General features: G+C 52.7%; 10 protein-coding genes, 2 tRNA genes and 3 rRNA genes. 7 read left to right on the top strand and 8 right to left on the bottom strand.

Translation table 11 applies throughout. The features are described from left to right. Positions 1-49: 49 nt before the first annotated feature. The 6 genes from proS to metN form a co-directional block, all read right to left on the bottom strand. Positions 50-1,768, bottom strand: a complete 1,719-nt coding sequence (gene proS / locus ACNT1W_RS21255) for a proline--tRNA ligase (protein ID WP_012146463.1) — start codon at positions 1,766-1,768, stop codon at positions 50-52. A gap of 123 nt (positions 1,769-1,891) precedes the next feature. After that, positions 1,892-2,599 (bottom strand): tRNA (N6-threonylcarbamoyladenosine(37)-N6)-methyltransferase TrmO, encoded by a 708-nt coding sequence (tsaA, locus tag ACNT1W_RS21250; RefSeq protein ID WP_115183944.1) that lies wholly within the window; start codon positions 2,597-2,599, stop codon positions 1,892-1,894. After that, positions 2,596-3,000, bottom strand: a complete 405-nt coding sequence (gene rcsF / locus ACNT1W_RS21245) for an Rcs stress response system protein RcsF (protein ID WP_012146461.1) — start codon at positions 2,998-3,000, stop codon at positions 2,596-2,598. The genes tsaA and rcsF overlap by 4 nt, the downstream gene beginning before the upstream one ends. A gap of 266 nt (positions 3,001-3,266) precedes the next feature. Next, positions 3,267-4,082, bottom strand: coding sequence for a MetQ/NlpA family lipoprotein (locus ACNT1W_RS21240; protein ID WP_004952177.1), 816 nt, complete (start codon positions 4,080-4,082; stop codon positions 3,267-3,269). A 60-nt stretch (positions 4,083-4,142) separates the two neighbouring features. Next, a complete protein-coding gene (locus ACNT1W_RS21235; RefSeq protein WP_012146460.1) occupies positions 4,143-4,796 on the bottom strand; it encodes a methionine ABC transporter permease MetI in 654 nt (217 codons plus the stop codon). After that, positions 4,789-5,820, bottom strand: coding sequence for a methionine ABC transporter ATP-binding protein MetN (metN, locus tag ACNT1W_RS21230; protein WP_012146459.1), 1,032 nt, complete (start codon positions 5,818-5,820; stop codon positions 4,789-4,791). The genes ACNT1W_RS21235 and metN overlap by 8 nt, the downstream gene beginning before the upstream one ends. 187 nt (positions 5,821-6,007) lie before the next feature. Here metN and gmhB point away from each other — a divergent pair, with 187 nt between their 5' ends. From gmhB to ACNT1W_RS21195, 7 genes are all read left to right on the top strand, one after another. Continuing rightward, the gene (gmhB, locus tag ACNT1W_RS21225; RefSeq protein WP_017893778.1) at positions 6,008-6,571 is read left to right on the top strand and encodes a D-glycero-beta-D-manno-heptose 1,7-bisphosphate 7-phosphatase; all 564 of its coding nucleotides are present in this window, start codon (positions 6,008-6,010) and stop codon (positions 6,569-6,571) included. Positions 6,572-6,993: 422 nt separating this feature from the next. Next, positions 6,994-8,536: ribosomal RNA gene (locus ACNT1W_RS21220) — 16S ribosomal RNA — on the top strand. Between the two features lie 74 nt (positions 8,537-8,610). Further along, a tRNA-Ile gene (locus ACNT1W_RS21215) sits at positions 8,611-8,687 on the top strand. 37 nt (positions 8,688-8,724) lie between these two features. Further along, positions 8,725-8,800, top strand: a tRNA-Ala gene (locus ACNT1W_RS21210). 205 nt (positions 8,801-9,005) lie between these two features. Beyond that, a 23S ribosomal RNA gene (locus tag ACNT1W_RS21205) occupies positions 9,006-11,915 on the top strand. Positions 11,916-12,012: 97 nt separating this feature from the next. Beyond that, positions 12,013-12,128 (top strand): 5S ribosomal RNA (rrf, locus tag ACNT1W_RS21200). Together the 16S, 23S and 5S rRNA genes with 2 tRNA genes alongside form the textbook arrangement of a ribosomal RNA operon. 231 nt (positions 12,129-12,359) lie before the next feature. Then, entirely contained in the window at positions 12,360-13,670 is a 1,311-nt protein-coding gene (locus tag ACNT1W_RS21195) for an MFS transporter (RefSeq protein ID WP_012146457.1), read from the top strand. 1 nt (position 13,671) lies between these two features. Here ACNT1W_RS21195 and ACNT1W_RS21190 read toward each other — a convergent pair whose 3' ends face one another. After that, positions 13,672-14,004, bottom strand: a complete 333-nt coding sequence (locus tag ACNT1W_RS21190) for a YfiM family lipoprotein (RefSeq protein WP_012146456.1) — start codon at positions 14,002-14,004, stop codon at positions 13,672-13,674. Between the two features lie 79 nt (positions 14,005-14,083). Continuing rightward, complete coding sequence (pssA, locus tag ACNT1W_RS21185) at positions 14,084-15,439, bottom strand: CDP-diacylglycerol--serine O-phosphatidyltransferase (RefSeq protein WP_165366774.1); 1,356 nt, start codon at positions 15,437-15,439, stop codon at positions 14,084-14,086. Between the last annotated feature and the right edge of the window lie 117 nt (positions 15,440-15,556).

Below are 15,556 nucleotides of genomic sequence, written 5' to 3'. Positions count from 1 at the left end.
GCTACAAAAAAACCCGCCTAGGCGGGTTTTTAGTTTCTGCGATAGTGGATTAGCGCTTGATCTGCCCCAGCAAGAAATCAATGACTTCGCCGGTTTTAATCATTTGCTTCTCGCCGACACGGCGGTTTTTGTACTCAATCTCTTCGCTGTCGAGGTTACGGTCGCCGATCACGATAGAGTGCGGTACGCCAATCAGTTCCATATCCGCGAACATCACGCCCGGACGTTCTTTACGGTCGTCGAGGATCACGTCGATACCGTGGGAACGCAGAGTGTTGTACAACTCCTCCGCCAGCGCCTGCACACGGAAGGATTTGTGCATGTTCATTGGCAGAATAGCCACCTGGAATGGCGCGATAGCGTCAGGCCAAATGATACCGCGTTCGTCATGGTTCTGTTCGATAGCGGCAGCGACCACGCGGGTGACCCCGATACCGTAACAACCCATGGTCAGCACCTGATTACGGCCATCTTCACCTTGAACGGTGGCTTTCATCGCTTCCGAGTATTTGGTGCCGAGCTGGAAGATATGGCCCACTTCGATACCGCGTTTGATCAGCAGTGTGCCTTTACCGTCCGGGCTGGCATCGCCTTCAACGACGTTACGGATATCGGCAACCTGTGGCAGCGGCAGATCGCGCTCCCAGTTGATGCCGAAGTAGTGTTTACCGTCGATGTTGGCACCGGCGCCAAAATCACTCATCGCCGCGACGCTGCGATCGGCAACCACGGGAACCTGCAAATTGACCGGGCCGAGTGAACCAGGGCCTGCACCCACGATAGCGCGGATCTCTTCTTCGGTAGCAAAGACCAACGGAGCAGCAACCTGCGGCAGCTTCTCGGCTTTGATTTCGTTCAGTTCGTGATCGCCACGCACCAACAGGGCAACCAGCTTGTGGCCGCTCTCTTCTTTAGCACGTACCAGCAGCGTCTTGACGGTTTTCGTCACCGGCAGTTGGAATTGTTCTACCAGTTCAGCAATGGTCTTGGCGTTCGGGGTATCCACAATGCGCAGTTCTTCACTGGCTGCCGCACGCGGCTCAGCCGGTGCAACCGCTTCTGCCAGTTCGATATTGGCGGCAAAGTCGGAGCCGGTGGAAAACACGATATCGTCTTCACCGCTGTCGGCCAGTACCTGGAACTCGTGTGATGCACTACCGCCGATCGAGCCGGTATCGGCATGTACCGGACGGAAGTCCAGCCCCATGCGGCTGAAGATTTTGCTGTAGGCTTCGTACATCGCTTCGTAGGTTGCCTGCAGCGATTCCTGCGAGGTATGGAACGAGTAAGCATCCTTCATCAGGAATTCACGCGAGCGCATGACGCCGAAACGTGGGCGGACTTCATCACGGAACTTGGTCTGAATCTGGAAGAAGTTCAGCGGCAGCTGCTTGTAAGAGCTGATCTCGTTACGGATCAGGTCGGTGATCACTTCTTCGTGGGTTGGACCCAGCACGAATGGACGATCGCCGCGATCGACAAAGCGCAGCAGCTCAGGGCCGTACTGTTCCCAACGGCCGCTTTCCTGCCACAGATCGGCAGGCTGTACCACCGGCATGCAAACTTCGATCGCGTTAGCATTGTTCATTTCTTCGCGAACGATGTTTTCAACCTTTTTCAGAACGCGCAGGCCGGTTGGCAGCCAGGTATAAAGACCGGAGGCCAGCTTGCGAATCATCCCGGCGCGCAGCATCAGCTGGTGGCTGATCACTTCGGCATCGGCAGGTGTCTCCTTCAGGGTGGAGAGCAGATATTGGCTAGTACGCATGGTGTTTTGGTTCCGTTAGAACTGCAAATTGCAACCGGCTGCCAGTAGTAGGGCAGCCAAAATTTTCGAAAGTGATTTAGTTTACCAGTGCGAGCGGGTTGTCAAAAGAGAGATGGTGGAATTTTAACGCAGGTCGAGAGACAGCACCTCGGTTTGTTGACCCACCACTCGCCAGCGCACGTTGAAATCCAGTAGCCAGACGGCATAATCCCGTTCTGCTGCTTGCCCCTTGCGGTAGGCTGGACGCGGATCCTGAGCCAGCACCTGACTGATAAAGCGCCGCAGGTGCGGATAACGCCGCTGATGTTGCAGCAACTGTTGTTCCGCTTCTGGTGCAAAGCATACCGGCATATCACCGGCAGGCGCTGCCTGAGCAAACCCGGCGCGGGCCTGCGGCTGGCTTTCGGCAAATGGCAGATAGGGTTTGATATCCACCACCGGCGTGCCGTCAACCAGATCGAGACTGCCCAACTCCAGCACCACTTCTCCGCCCTGCACACGTACGCCTTTTAATTCGATCAGCGACATACCGAGCGGATTGGGGCGGAAGGTTGAGCGGGTGGCAAAAACCCCCATCCTGGCATTACCGCCGAGGCGCGGAGGCCGGACAGTGGGCCGCCAGCCACCTTCCATGGTTTGATGGAAAATAAACATCACCCACAGATGGCTGAACTCACTGAGTCCGCGTACCGCTTCCGCCTGATTATAGGGCGGCAGCAGCACCAACTCACCGCCACCGTCTTCGACTAACCCCGGTTGGCGGGGGACGGCGAACTTTTCTTTATACGGTGAACGGATGGTACCGATCTGGTTGAAAACAAATTCGGTCATTTGGACGAAACGTTAAGCGCTGAACCCTGGCAAATGGCCTGTTGGTAACAGCCGGCGACACCACTGACAATCTGGCAGTCATGCAACAGCACGGCATTAGCCTTCATATAAGAGGCGCGGATTTGCATGCGCTTACGAGCGGTCGCCAGATTCGGTGGTGAGTCCTGAACGGTTGTCTGGCAGGATTCGCCAGAGACTTCACCCAGATCGCGGAATGGTTTACCCACTAATTCTTCTGCACTTTTGTACAGTTTAACCGGTGCCGGACGCGCTGCTGGCGTGGGTTTGGTCGGAGTGGTTACTGCCGGTTTGCTGGTGCTGCTTGTGGACGGGGGCGCGAAACGCTGCGATGAACACCCTGCCAGCGCAAGCGCTAACAAACAGAGAGGTAAAGCACGCATTGAGATTCCTCTGCCTTGATGGAATAGTTAAGTGGCGCTATTGAAGCAATCTATGGTGGAAATAACAAGACGGGCCGTAGCCCGTCTAGATATAAGACAAACACCCGAAAAACGTGGTTTTCGGATGTTTGGGGTAATTCAGAAGATCTAATTCTTTGTTTTCATTAGGACTAAATCATTACTTTTAGCCGCAAAGAACTATGCCAACTCTCTCGACGGGCCGCAGCCCGTCTTGCAATTATAGGAATAAATTCGGTAATTAATGATTACCAGCCTTTAACTGCGCCACCGTTAAAGATCTTGTTGGCCGCTTCATTAACTTCGTCAGACTGATAAGCCTGAACGAACTTCTTCACGTTTTCCGCGTCTTTGTTATCTTCGCGGGCAACCAGCAGGTTAACGTACGGTGAGTCTTTATCTTCAACAAACAGGCCGTCTTTTGCCGGCGTCAGGCCAATCTGGCTGGCGTAAGTGGTGTTGATCACCGCCAGAGCGATTTGTTGGTCGTCCAGGGAGCGTGGCAGCTGTGGTGCTTCCAGTTCAACCAGCTTCAGGTTTTTCGGGTTTTCAGTCACGTCCAATACGGTCGGCAGCAGGCCAACACCGTCTTTCAGTTTGATCAGGTTAACCTTCTGCAGCAGCAGCAGGGAGCGGCCCAGATTGGTTGGGTCGTTAGGCAGCGCAACCTGAGAACCGTCTTTCAGTTCGTCCAGCGATTTGATTTTCTTGGAGTAACCGGCAATCGGGTAAACGAAGGAGTTACCGACCGACACCAGTTTGTAGCCGCGATCCTTGATCTGCTGATCCAGGTAAGGTTTGTGCTGGAAGGCGTTCAGATCGATATCGCCTTTGCTCAGCGCTTCGTTTGGCAGCACGTAGTCATTGAAGGTCACCAGTTCGACGTCCAGACCGTATTTCTCTTTTGCTACTTTTTGCGCGATTTCAGCGACCTGCTGTTCAGCACCGACAATGACGCCGACTTTGATATGGTTCGGATCTTTTTCTTCCTGACCGCAGCCTGCCAGAGCCAGAGTACCGATCAGTGCGCCGATTGCCGCGATGGATTTAAATTTTAACGACATATCCCTTCCTCATTAGACTCGCATTTGAAATACGCTGTGTGAGCGCAGTTGCTGTAAAAACTACTTATGGGTGACGGCCTTGACGATCCGATCACCGAAGAACTGAATCAGATAGACCAGCACCACCAGTAATACTAATACGGTATTCATTACTGTGGCGTTATAACCGATATAACCGTACTGATAGCCAATCTGTCCCAGACCGCCGGCGCCGACTGCGCCACCCATGGCGGAATACCCCACCAAAGTGATCAAGGTGATAGTGGCGGCGTTAACCAGGCCCGGCAGGGCTTCCGGCAGCAGCACCTTCTTGATGATTTGCATCGGGGTCGCCCCCATAGCGCGGGCTGCCTCCACCAGACCTGAGGGGATCTCCAGCAGGGCGTTCTCCACCATACGGGCAATAAACGGCGCAGCGCCCACGGTCAGCGGCACGATAGCTGCCTGCAGACCGATCGAGGTACCGACGATCAAACGAGTAAATGGAATCATCCACACCAACAGAATAATGAACGGAATGGAACGGAAAACGTTCACCAGCCCGGACAGCGTTCTATATAGCGTGTTGTTGGCGGCGATTTGCCCCGGGCGGGTCACATACAGCAGCACGCCAACCGGCAGGCCGAGTACGAAACCGAAAAAGCCGGAGACAAAGGTCATCATGACGGTTTCCCACACGCCACGAGCCATTAACCACATCATTGCCTCAGACATAACCCAGAACCTCTACTTTTACCTGATTTTCCTGCAGGAACTTAATCGTTGCCAGTGCGTCTTCATCACTGCCATGCAGCTCTGCCAACATTACGCCGAATTTAACGCCGCCGGCATAATCCATCTGCGCACTGATAATGTTGTTGTTAACGTTGAAACGACGGGCGGCTTCTGACAGCAGCGGCGCATCAACGGATTGGCCGGTGAACTCCAGACGCAAAAGGGGCTGACGGCCGCCACTGCGTTCCGGTGCCAGGCGTTTTGCGTAGTCGTCCGGGATATCCAAATGCAGCGTGGCTTGAATAAACTGCTGGGCCAGCGGAGTTTTCGGGTGCGAGAACACTTCGCTGACGCTGTCTTTTTCAATCAATTGACCCTGGCTGATAACCGCAACCTGATCGCAGATGCGTTTCACCACATCCATTTCATGGGTGATCAGCAGGATGGTCAGGCCGAGACGACGGTTAATGTCTTTCAGCAGTTCCAGAATTGAACGGGTGGTGGCCGGGTCCAGCGCGCTGGTGGCTTCATCACACAGCAGGACTTTGGGTTGGCTTGCCAGTGCACGGGCAATCGCCACGCGTTGCTTCTGGCCGCCCGACAGGTTGGCCGGGTAGGCGTCATGCTTGTCTGACAGTCCGACCAGTTCCAGCAATTCGGTTACGCGTTTTTTGATTTCAGCGCGTGGGGTGTTGTCCAGCTCAAGCGGCAATGAAACGTTGCCAAACACCGTGCGCGAAGACAACAGGTTAAAGTGCTGGAATATCATACCGATCTGACGGCGAGCGCGCGTCAGTTCGCCTTCAGACAGCGAGGTCAGATCCTGTCCGTCAACCAGTACCTGGCCGGAGGTAGGACGCTCAAGCATGTTGGCGCAGCGGATTAAGGTACTTTTACCGGCGCCTGATGCACCGATAACGCCATAAATTTGCCCGGCAGGGACGTGAAGAGTCACGTCAGAGAGCGCGGTAATGGTGCGCGAACCCTGCTGGAACACTTTGGTGATGTTAGAAAGTTTAATCATATTCTTCTTATTTTAGCGTGGTTGCCCGTGGCTAGATAAAAGTAAACCCTGGCGTGGACCAAGGTATGAGTCAGATGTTAAGGCGTCTAGACGTCCAAGTCAACGATCAACGCTGTTCTCTGCCGTTCTCAGTGCCGGGTAAAACATGCGATACTGTCGGCGTTTTCAGGCCCTCAGGAGCAAACCGGTGACACAAAGCGTTCCAGCAATTTTCCTCGATCGTGATGGCACGATTAATGTCGATCATGGCTACGTTCATGAAATCGATAATTTCCACTTTATAGATGGCGTGATTGACGCCTGTCGCGAACTCAAAAAGATGGGCTTTGCTCTGGTATTGGTGACCAACCAGTCCGGCATCGCGCGCGGCATGTTCAGCGAAGACCAATTTATGTACCTGACCGAGTGGATGGACTGGTCGCTGGCCGATCGCGATGTTGACCTGGACGGTATCTATTTCTGTCCACATCATCCTGATGCAGTAGTAGAAGAGTTCCGTCAGGTGTGCGACTGCCGTAAACCTCAGCCGGGCATGTTGTTGCAGGCGCAGCAGGAATTGAACATTGATATGGCTGCTTCTTATATGGTTGGCGATAAACCGGAAGATATGCAGGCAGCAATAGCGGCAGGCGTCGGGACTAAAGTGCTGGTGCGTACCGGCAAACCTGTCACTGAGCAAGGTGAGAAACTGGCGGATTGGGTGATAAACAGCCTGGCAGACCTGCCGGAAGCCATCAAAAAGCGGGTTTAGTAGACGTTATGCATGAATAGTGAGCGGTCAGATAAAAAGTGAATATAAACCCTTGTCATTCTGAACCAGCTCCCTATAATGCGCCTCCATCGACACGGAACATGTGAACAACTTCACAGAGTCTCCGGGGTTCGAAGAGAAAAAATCCTGAAAATTAGGGGTTGACTCTGAAAGAGGAAAGCGTAATATACGCCACCTCGAGATAGCAAGCTACGGCGGCTAACTCACTGCTCTTTAACAATTTATCAGACAATCTGTGTGGGCACTCCACAAGACGATATCCAGAACCTTCGGGTTCGAAAAAATATCAAGTCTTGAAGAGTGACCAAGCAATAAGTTGTTTCGTTGGCTTGTCCAACTGAATGACTATTACGAAAGTTATTTTCGAGCATCGCTTCACGAGTTGAAGCAAATCAAGCTTTTAATTGAAGAGTTTGATCATGGCTCAGATTGAACGCTGGCGGCAGGCCTAACACATGCAAGTCGAGCGGTAGCACAAGAGAGCTTGCTCTCTGGGTGACGAGCGGCGGACGGGTGAGTAATGTCTGGGAAACTGCCTGATGGAGGGGGATAACTACTGGAAACGGTAGCTAATACCGCATAACGTCTTCGGACCAAAGTGGGGGACCTTCGGGCCTCACGCCATCAGATGTGCCCAGATGGGATTAGCTAGTAGGTGGGGTAATGGCTCACCTAGGCGACGATCCCTAGCTGGTCTGAGAGGATGACCAGCCACACTGGAACTGAGACACGGTCCAGACTCCTACGGGAGGCAGCAGTGGGGAATATTGCACAATGGGCGCAAGCCTGATGCAGCCATGCCGCGTGTGTGAAGAAGGCCTTCGGGTTGTAAAGCACTTTCAGCGAGGAGGAAGGGTAGTGTGTTAATAGCACATTGCATTGACGTTACTCGCAGAAGAAGCACCGGCTAACTCCGTGCCAGCAGCCGCGGTAATACGGAGGGTGCAAGCGTTAATCGGAATTACTGGGCGTAAAGCGCACGCAGGCGGTTTGTTAAGTCAGATGTGAAATCCCCGCGCTTAACGTGGGAACTGCATTTGAAACTGGCAAGCTAGAGTCTTGTAGAGGGGGGTAGAATTCCAGGTGTAGCGGTGAAATGCGTAGAGATCTGGAGGAATACCGGTGGCGAAGGCGGCCCCCTGGACAAAGACTGACGCTCAGGTGCGAAAGCGTGGGGAGCAAACAGGATTAGATACCCTGGTAGTCCACGCTGTAAACGATGTCGACTTGGAGGTTGTGCCCTTGAGGCGTGGCTTCCGGAGCTAACGCGTTAAGTCGACCGCCTGGGGAGTACGGCCGCAAGGTTAAAACTCAAATGAATTGACGGGGGCCCGCACAAGCGGTGGAGCATGTGGTTTAATTCGATGCAACGCGAAGAACCTTACCTACTCTTGACATCCAGAGAATTCGCTAGAGATAGCTTAGTGCCTTCGGGAACTCTGAGACAGGTGCTGCATGGCTGTCGTCAGCTCGTGTTGTGAAATGTTGGGTTAAGTCCCGCAACGAGCGCAACCCTTATCCTTTGTTGCCAGCACGTAATGGTGGGAACTCAAAGGAGACTGCCGGTGATAAACCGGAGGAAGGTGGGGATGACGTCAAGTCATCATGGCCCTTACGAGTAGGGCTACACACGTGCTACAATGGCGTATACAAAGAGAAGCGAACTCGCGAGAGCCAGCGGACCTCATAAAGTACGTCGTAGTCCGGATCGGAGTCTGCAACTCGACTCCGTGAAGTCGGAATCGCTAGTAATCGTAGATCAGAATGCTACGGTGAATACGTTCCCGGGCCTTGTACACACCGCCCGTCACACCATGGGAGTGGGTTGCAAAAGAAGTAGGTAGCTTAACCTTCGGGAGGGCGCTTACCACTTTGTGATTCATGACTGGGGTGAAGTCGTAACAAGGTAACCGTAGGGGAACCTGCGGTTGGATCACCTCCTTACCTAATGATATTGATTGCGTGAAGTGCTCACACAGATTGTCTGATAGAAAAGTAACGAGCAGAAATACCTTTATAGGCTTGTAGCTCAGGTGGTTAGAGCGCACCCCTGATAAGGGTGAGGTCGGTGGTTCAAGTCCACTCAGGCCTACCACTTCTCGAAGTGGAAAAGGTACTGCACGTGACTGTATGGGGCTATAGCTCAGCTGGGAGAGCGCCTGCCTTGCACGCAGGAGGTCAGCGGTTCGATCCCGCTTAGCTCCACCATATAGTCCTGTATTTCAATACTTCAGAGTGTACTGGCAACAGTATGCTGCGAAGTATTTTGCTCTTTAACAATCTGGAACAAGCTGAAAATTGAAACATGACAGCTGAAACTTACTCCTCCGTAGAAGTATTGGAGTAAGGAGTACCCTGTCATAGAGTCTCTCAAATGTAGCAATGCAATTGTGGAAACACTTTTGGGTTGTGAGGTTAAGTGACTAAGCGTACACGGTGGATGCCTAGGCAGTCAGAGGCGATGAAGGGCGTGTTAATCTGCGATAAGCGTCGGTAAGGTGATATAAACCGTTATAACCGGCGATACCCGAATGGGGAAACCCAGTGCAATTCGTTGCACTATCATACGATGAATACATAGTCGTATGAGGCGAACCGGGGGAACTGAAACATCTAAGTACCCCGAGGAAAAGAAATCAACCGAGATTCCCCCAGTAGCGGCGAGCGAACGGGGAGGAGCCCAGAACCTGAATCAGTTCTTGTGTTAGTGGAAGCGTCTGGAAAGTCGCACAGTAAAGGGTGATAGTCCCGTACACTAAAATGCATTAATTGTGAGTTCGATGAGTAGGGCGGGACACGTGACATCCTGTCTGAATATGGGGGGACCATCCTCCAAGGCTAAATACTCCTGACTGACCGATAGTGAACCAGTACCGTGAGGGAAAGGCGAAAAGAACCCCGGCGAGGGGAGTGAAATAGAACCTGAAACCGTGTACGTACAAGCAGTGGGAGCCTACTTTGTTGGGTGACTGCGTACCTTTTGTATAATGGGTCAGCGACTTATATTTTGTAGCAAGGTTAACCGTATAGGGGAGCCGTAGGGAAACCGAGTCTTAACTGGGCGAATAGTTGCAAGGTATAGACCCGAAACCCGGTGATCTAGCCATGGGCAGGTTGAAGGTTGGGTAACACTAACTGGAGGACCGAACCGACTAATGTTGAAAAATTAGCGGATGACTTGTGGCTGGGGGTGAAAGGCCAATCAAACCGGGAGATAGCTGGTTCTCCCCGAAAGCTATTTAGGTAGCGCCTCGTGAACTCATCTTCGGGGGTAGAGCACTGTTTCGGCTAGGGGGCCATCCCGGCTTACCAAACCGATGCAAACTCCGAATACCGAAGAATGTTATCACGGGAGACACACGGCGGGTGCTAACGTCCGTCGTGAAGAGGGAAACAACCCAGACCGCCAGCTAAGGTCCCAAAGTCATGGTTAAGTGGGAAACGATGTGGGAAGGCATAGACAGCCAGGATGTTGGCTTAGAAGCAGCCATCATTTAAAGAAAGCGTAATAGCTCACTGGTCGAGTCGGCCTGCGCGGAAGATGTAACGGGGCTAAACCATGCACCGAAGCTGCGGCAGCGACGCTTAGGCGTTGTTGGGTAGGGGAGCGTTCTGTAAGCCGTTGAAGGTGGTCTGTGAGGATTGCTGGAGGTATCAGAAGTGCGAATGCTGACATAAGTAACGATAAAGCGGGTGAAAAACCCGCTCGCCGGAAGACCAAGGGTTCCTGTCCAACGTTAATCGGGGCAGGGTGAGTCGACCCCTAAGGCGAGGCCGAAAGGCGTAGTCGATGGGAAACAGGTTAATATTCCTGTACTCGGTGTTACTGCGAAGGGGGGACGGAGAAGGCTAGGCTAGCCGGGCGACGGTTGTCCCGGTTTAAGCGTGTAGGGGGAGTGACCTGGTAAATCCGGTGACTTATTCAACCCTGAGGCGTGATGACGATGCACTACGGTGCAGAAGTAGTTGATGCCAAGCTTCCAGGAAAAGCCTCTAAGCATCAGGTAACACAGAATCGTACCCCAAACCGACACAGGTGGTCAGGTAGAGAATACCAAGGCGCTTGAGAGAACTCGGGTGAAGGAACTAGGCAAAATGGTGCCGTAACTTCGGGAGAAGGCACGCTGGCGCGTAGGTGAAGAGACTTGCTCTCGGAGCCGAAGCCAGTCGCAGATACCAGCTGGCTGCAACTGTTTAATAAAAACACAGCACTGTGCAAACACGAAAGTGGACGTATACGGTGTGACGCCTGCCCGGTGCTGGAAGGTTAATTGATGGGGTCAGCCGCAAGGCGAAGCTCTTGATCGAAGCCCCAGTAAACGGCGGCCGTAACTATAACGGTCCTAAGGTAGCGAAATTCCTTGTCGGGTAAGTTCCGACCTGCACGAATGGCGTAATGATGGCCAGGCTGTCTCCACCCGAGACTCAGTGAAATTGAACTCGCTGTGAAGATGCAGTGTACCCGCGGCAAGACGGAAAGACCCCGTGAACCTTTACTATAGCTTGACACTGAACATTGAGCCTTGATGTGTAGGATAGGTGGGAGGCTTTGAAGCGTGGACGCCAGTCTGCGTGGAGCCAACCTTGAAATACCACCCTTTAATGTTTGATGTTCTAACTCGGCCCCGTAATCCGGGGTGAGGACAGTGTCTGGTGGGTAGTTTGACTGGGGCGGTCTCCTCCCAAAGAGTAACGGAGGAGCACGAAGGTTAGCTAATCACGGTCGGACATCGTGAGGTTAGTGCAAAGGCATAAGCTAGCTTGACTGCGAGAGTGACGGCTCGAGCAGGTACGAAAGTAGGTCTTAGTGATCCGGTGGTTCTGAATGGAAGGGCCATCGCTCAACGGATAAAAGGTACTCCGGGGATAACAGGCTGATACCGCCCAAGAGTTCATATCGACGGCGGTGTTTGGCACCTCGATGTCGGCTCATCACATCCTGGGGCTGAAGTAGGTCCCAAGGGTATGGCTGTTCGCCATTTAAAGTGGTACGCGAGCTGGGTTTAGAACGTCGTGAGACAGTTCGGTCCCTATCTGCCGTGGGCGTTGGAAGATTGAGAGGGGTTGCTCCTAGTACGAGAGGACCGGAGTGAACGCACCACTGGTGTTCGGGTTGTCATGCCAATGGCATTGCCCGGTAGCTAAGTGCGGAAAAGATAAGCGCTGAAAGCATCTAAGCGCGAAACTTGCCTCGAGATGAGTCTTCCCTGGGAACTTGATTCCCCTGAAGGAACGTTTAAGACTAAGACGTTGATAGGCTGGGTGTGTAAGTGCAGCGATGCATTGAGCTAACCAGTACTAATGATCCGTGAGACTTAACCTTACAACACCAAAAGTGTTTTGATTTGAGAGATTTTCAGCGCGTTCCGAGATTGGTTCTGGTGGTTACTGAGGTAACGGCCGGAATGAAACAGAATTTGCCTGGCGGCAATAGCGCGGTGGTCCCACCTGATCCCATGCCGAACTCAGAAGTGAAACGCCGTAGCGCCGATGGTAGTGTGGGGTCTCCCCATGCGAGAGTAGGACACTGCCAGGCATCAAATAAGCCAAGAGGCCATCCGCAAGGATGGCCTTTTTGCTTTGCCTGCTATAAATAAATGACCGTTATCCCACCAATTTTCATATCACTCTTCAATGCGCATCACATAAATCACGCTATATTCTTCGCCCGCTATTTGTTTTAATCGTTAACTAAACACTAACAATTGAGTCACATTTAAACGGCAGGACGCCGACTTCACTGTTTATCTGGCTCGGAGAATATAAAATGACAGAAACAACCTCGGCCATTGAGGATGAAGGGACCGCCGATCTGGCTGTTCAGGACAAAAAGAAACGTATTTTCGCGATTGTTGGGGCCTCATCAGGGAATCTGGTGGAGTGGTTTGATTTTTACGTCTATTCCTTCTGTTCTATCTACTTTGCCGCCTCGTTTTTCCCCGCCGGCAACAGCACTACCCAGCTGCTGCAAACGGCCGGTGTGTTTGCCGCCGGTTTCTTTATGCGCCCAATTGGCGGTTGGTTGTTCGGTTATATTGCCGACAAGCATGGCCGTAAAAACTCGATGTTGATCTCGGTCTGTATGATGTGCGCCGGATCGCTGGTGATCGCTTGCTTACCGACCTACGAGTCGATCGGCAGTTGGGCACCGGTGCTGCTGCTGGTAGCACGCCTGTTCCAGGGGCTGTCGGTCGGCGGTGAATATGGCACCAGTGCGACCTATATGAGTGAGGTGGCCATAAAGGGGCGACGCGGGTTCTATGCCTCATTCCAATATGTCACGCTGATTGGCGGCCAACTGTTGGCGTTGCTGGTTTTGGTGGCGCTACAACAAATCCTATCCACGGAAGAGCTCAAAGCCTGGGGCTGGCGTATTCCCTTCGCGATAGGAGCGGTATTGGCCGTAGTGGCGTTGTATCTGCGCCGTTCACTGAATGAAACTTCCGATGCCGAAACCCGTAACCATAAGGATGCCGGTTCGCTGAAAGGGCTGTGGAAGAATCGCAAAGCCTTCCTGATGGTGCTGGGGTTTACCGCCGGTGGCTCGCTGAGTTTTTATACTTTTACCACCTACATGCAAAAGTATCTGGTCAATACCTCAGGGATGGATGCCAAGCTGGCCAGCGGTATTATGACTGCAGCCTTGTTTATCTATATGCTGCTGCAACCGTTGGTTGGGGCACTATCGGACAAGATTGGTCGCCGTAGCTCAATGCTGATCTTTGCCTCTTTCGCCACCTTACTCACAGTACCTATTCTGTTAACCTTGAAAAATGTCAGCAATCCCTATGCGGCATTCGGTCTGATCGTACTGGCACTGTTTATTGTCAGTTTTTATACTTCGATCAGTGGGTTGCTGAAAGCCGAAATGTTCCCGCCGGAAGTGCGGGCGCTAGGCGTTGGTCTGTCTTATGCGGTGGCTAACGCGATGTTTGGCGGGTCTGCAGAATATGTTGCTCTGTCGCTGAAGTCATATGGCATAGAGAATGCCTTCTTCTGGTACGTTTCCGGTATGTGTCTGTTGGCGCTGATCGTTTCACTTCGCTTGCATCGCAAGGGAAAAGAGATCCAACTGTGAATCAACGGGTGGCGTGGTACAGGCTATACCCCGTAGCCGCCCCCGCCACATCCCAGGCAAAATCTTTCCAGCTCCAGCCGGTGCCGCCTTCGCGACTGTCATACAGCTCTTTGGCGGCACCCAGCCCGATCGAAAACATCAGGCCAAAGCTCCGGCTGCGAGCCTCACTCCAGTTTTGATGATCGCCATAAGCGGCACCCGCGGCGGCAAAGGCAGCAGAAGAGACAAAATGCTGCGCCTTGTCTTTTCCGGTCCAGCTGTCATTTGCCCAATGGGTGCAACCGCTGGTGAACAGGACAAAGGGCAGCACAAACAGACAGCGGAGTGGGCGCATAATGAAAACATCCTGTTGTCATGGCTCATAAAAAACCCCGGCATGGGCCGGGGTCTGCGATACCTGAATTATAGCGCGCTTACAGTATACGGCTAATCAATCGGTCGATACGGATACGGCGTAGACGGCGGATCAGCTTACGCACTTTGATCGGATACTCCTGGATGCTTTGCAATTCCAGATAGTGTCCCACCACGGTGGTATGGGTACGGATGCATTCCAGCTCTTTATGCCGCTGCTCACGCATTTCCTGCTTGGGATCGTGGATCAGAATGGCATTTTCCAGATCCAACCGCCAGGCGCGTGGATTGAGGTTATTACCGGTAATCAACTGCCATTCGTCATCCACCCACATGCCTTTCAGGTGATAGCTGTTATCGCCGTCTTTCCACAGGCGAACAATCAGCTGACCGGTATCGATATAACGCTGCAGACGGCTGAGAAAGCGTCGCAGGTTGATTTCGTACAGGTAAGGCAGAGCGCCGATAATTTTAAATGGCTGATCTTCCGGAATATAGAAGTCATTAGCGGTTTTATCACCGACAATGATTTCCACCTGCTTGCCCTGGCGCAACAGATAAATAATATTGCGCACCAGCAGCGCCGGCAGGTTGAAATAGGGGGTGCACAGCGTCAGTTTCTGATCGGCGCTGGACATCAGGTGGTGAATGGTTTTATTCAGTATGCTTTGTTTGCCCAGCCCAACCAGCGGTGTTACCGCCAGCTCATCGTTGCTGGCGTTGTTGCTAAACTGATAGCCGGCACGACGCAGGCCGAAGCGGAACAGGCGAGTTTCGTTTTTGATCTCGGGGCTTTTCGGGCGATCGTCACGATCCAAACGTTGTACGGCGCCAGCGGTCAGCAGATGCTGTTTGATGTAATCGACCAGGGTATTGGCCAATTCACCGTTAGCGATCAGTTGGTAGCGATCGTAACGGTATTTTTCATGCTGATGCAGGTAAACGTCATTGATACTGGCACCGCTGTAAATCACGGTATCGTCGACAACAAAACCTTTCAGGTGCAACACGCCCAAGGCTTCACGGGTGTTGACCGGCACGCCGTATATCGGCACCGGCAGCCCCGGATGCTGGTCTGCCATTGAGCAGTACCAGTCGGCGTTGGTATTGGCGGCCGCGGCGCCGATGCGCCCACGCTGGGCACGATGCCAGTCGACCAAAATGCAAATCTCCAGCTCCGGACACCGCTGCTTCGCCTGATAAAGTGCGTTGAGAATATCGCGCCCGGCGTCGTCATGCTCCAGATACAGAGCGACCAGATAAATGCGTTGGGTGGCGTTAGCGATTAATTCCAGCAGGGTGGCACGGTAATCAGACGGCGTGTACAAAGTACGTACATCAGCTACCGTCTGAGGGAGTTTGGGCAGTTGTGCAAGGTGTTGTTGATGTTTGCTACGTTTAAATTTTGACAACATCACAGTGCGCTTCTTCTCTCATGATTAGATGGCCTGAACGCCAAATACGGAAAAACAACAAATCGAATAATCGGGCGATAATACCACTAGTTGCCTCGATTGTGCGTATGTTTTGGC

The sequence above is a fragment of the Serratia sp. NFX21 genome (assembly GCF_048517035.1).
In the GTDB taxonomy this organism is placed as follows: Bacteria; Pseudomonadota; Gammaproteobacteria; order Enterobacterales; family Enterobacteriaceae; genus Serratia; species Serratia quinivorans.
The sequence above is the reverse complement of the archived record's forward strand: the minus strand, read 5'-3'. Positions and strand labels throughout refer to the sequence as shown.

Excerpts from the sequence above, each read along its gene's own strand:
- ACNT1W_RS21195 (WP_012146457.1), top strand. The coding sequence starts at position 12,360 with ATGACAGAAACAACCTCGGCCATTGAGGATGAAGGGACCGCCGATCTG.
- pssA (WP_165366774.1), bottom strand. The coding sequence starts at position 15,439 with ATGTTGTCAAAATTTAAACGTAGCAAACATCAACAACACCTTGCACAA.
- ACNT1W_RS21235 (WP_012146460.1), bottom strand. The coding sequence starts at position 4,796 with ATGTCTGAGGCAATGATGTGGTTAATGGCTCGTGGCGTGTGGGAAACC.
- tsaA (WP_115183944.1), bottom strand. The coding sequence starts at position 2,599 with ATGACCGAATTTGTTTTCAACCAGATCGGTACCATCCGTTCACCGTAT.
- rcsF (WP_012146461.1), bottom strand. The coding sequence starts at position 3,000 with ATGCGTGCTTTACCTCTCTGTTTGTTAGCGCTTGCGCTGGCAGGGTGT.
- metN (WP_012146459.1), bottom strand. The coding sequence starts at position 5,820 with ATGATTAAACTTTCTAACATCACCAAAGTGTTCCAGCAGGGTTCGCGC.
- proS (WP_012146463.1), bottom strand. The coding sequence starts at position 1,768 with ATGCGTACTAGCCAATATCTGCTCTCCACCCTGAAGGAGACACCTGCC.
- ACNT1W_RS21190 (WP_012146456.1), bottom strand. The coding sequence starts at position 14,004 with ATGCGCCCACTCCGCTGTCTGTTTGTGCTGCCCTTTGTCCTGTTCACC.
- ACNT1W_RS21240 (WP_004952177.1), bottom strand. The coding sequence starts at position 4,082 with ATGTCGTTAAAATTTAAATCCATCGCGGCAATCGGCGCACTGATCGGT.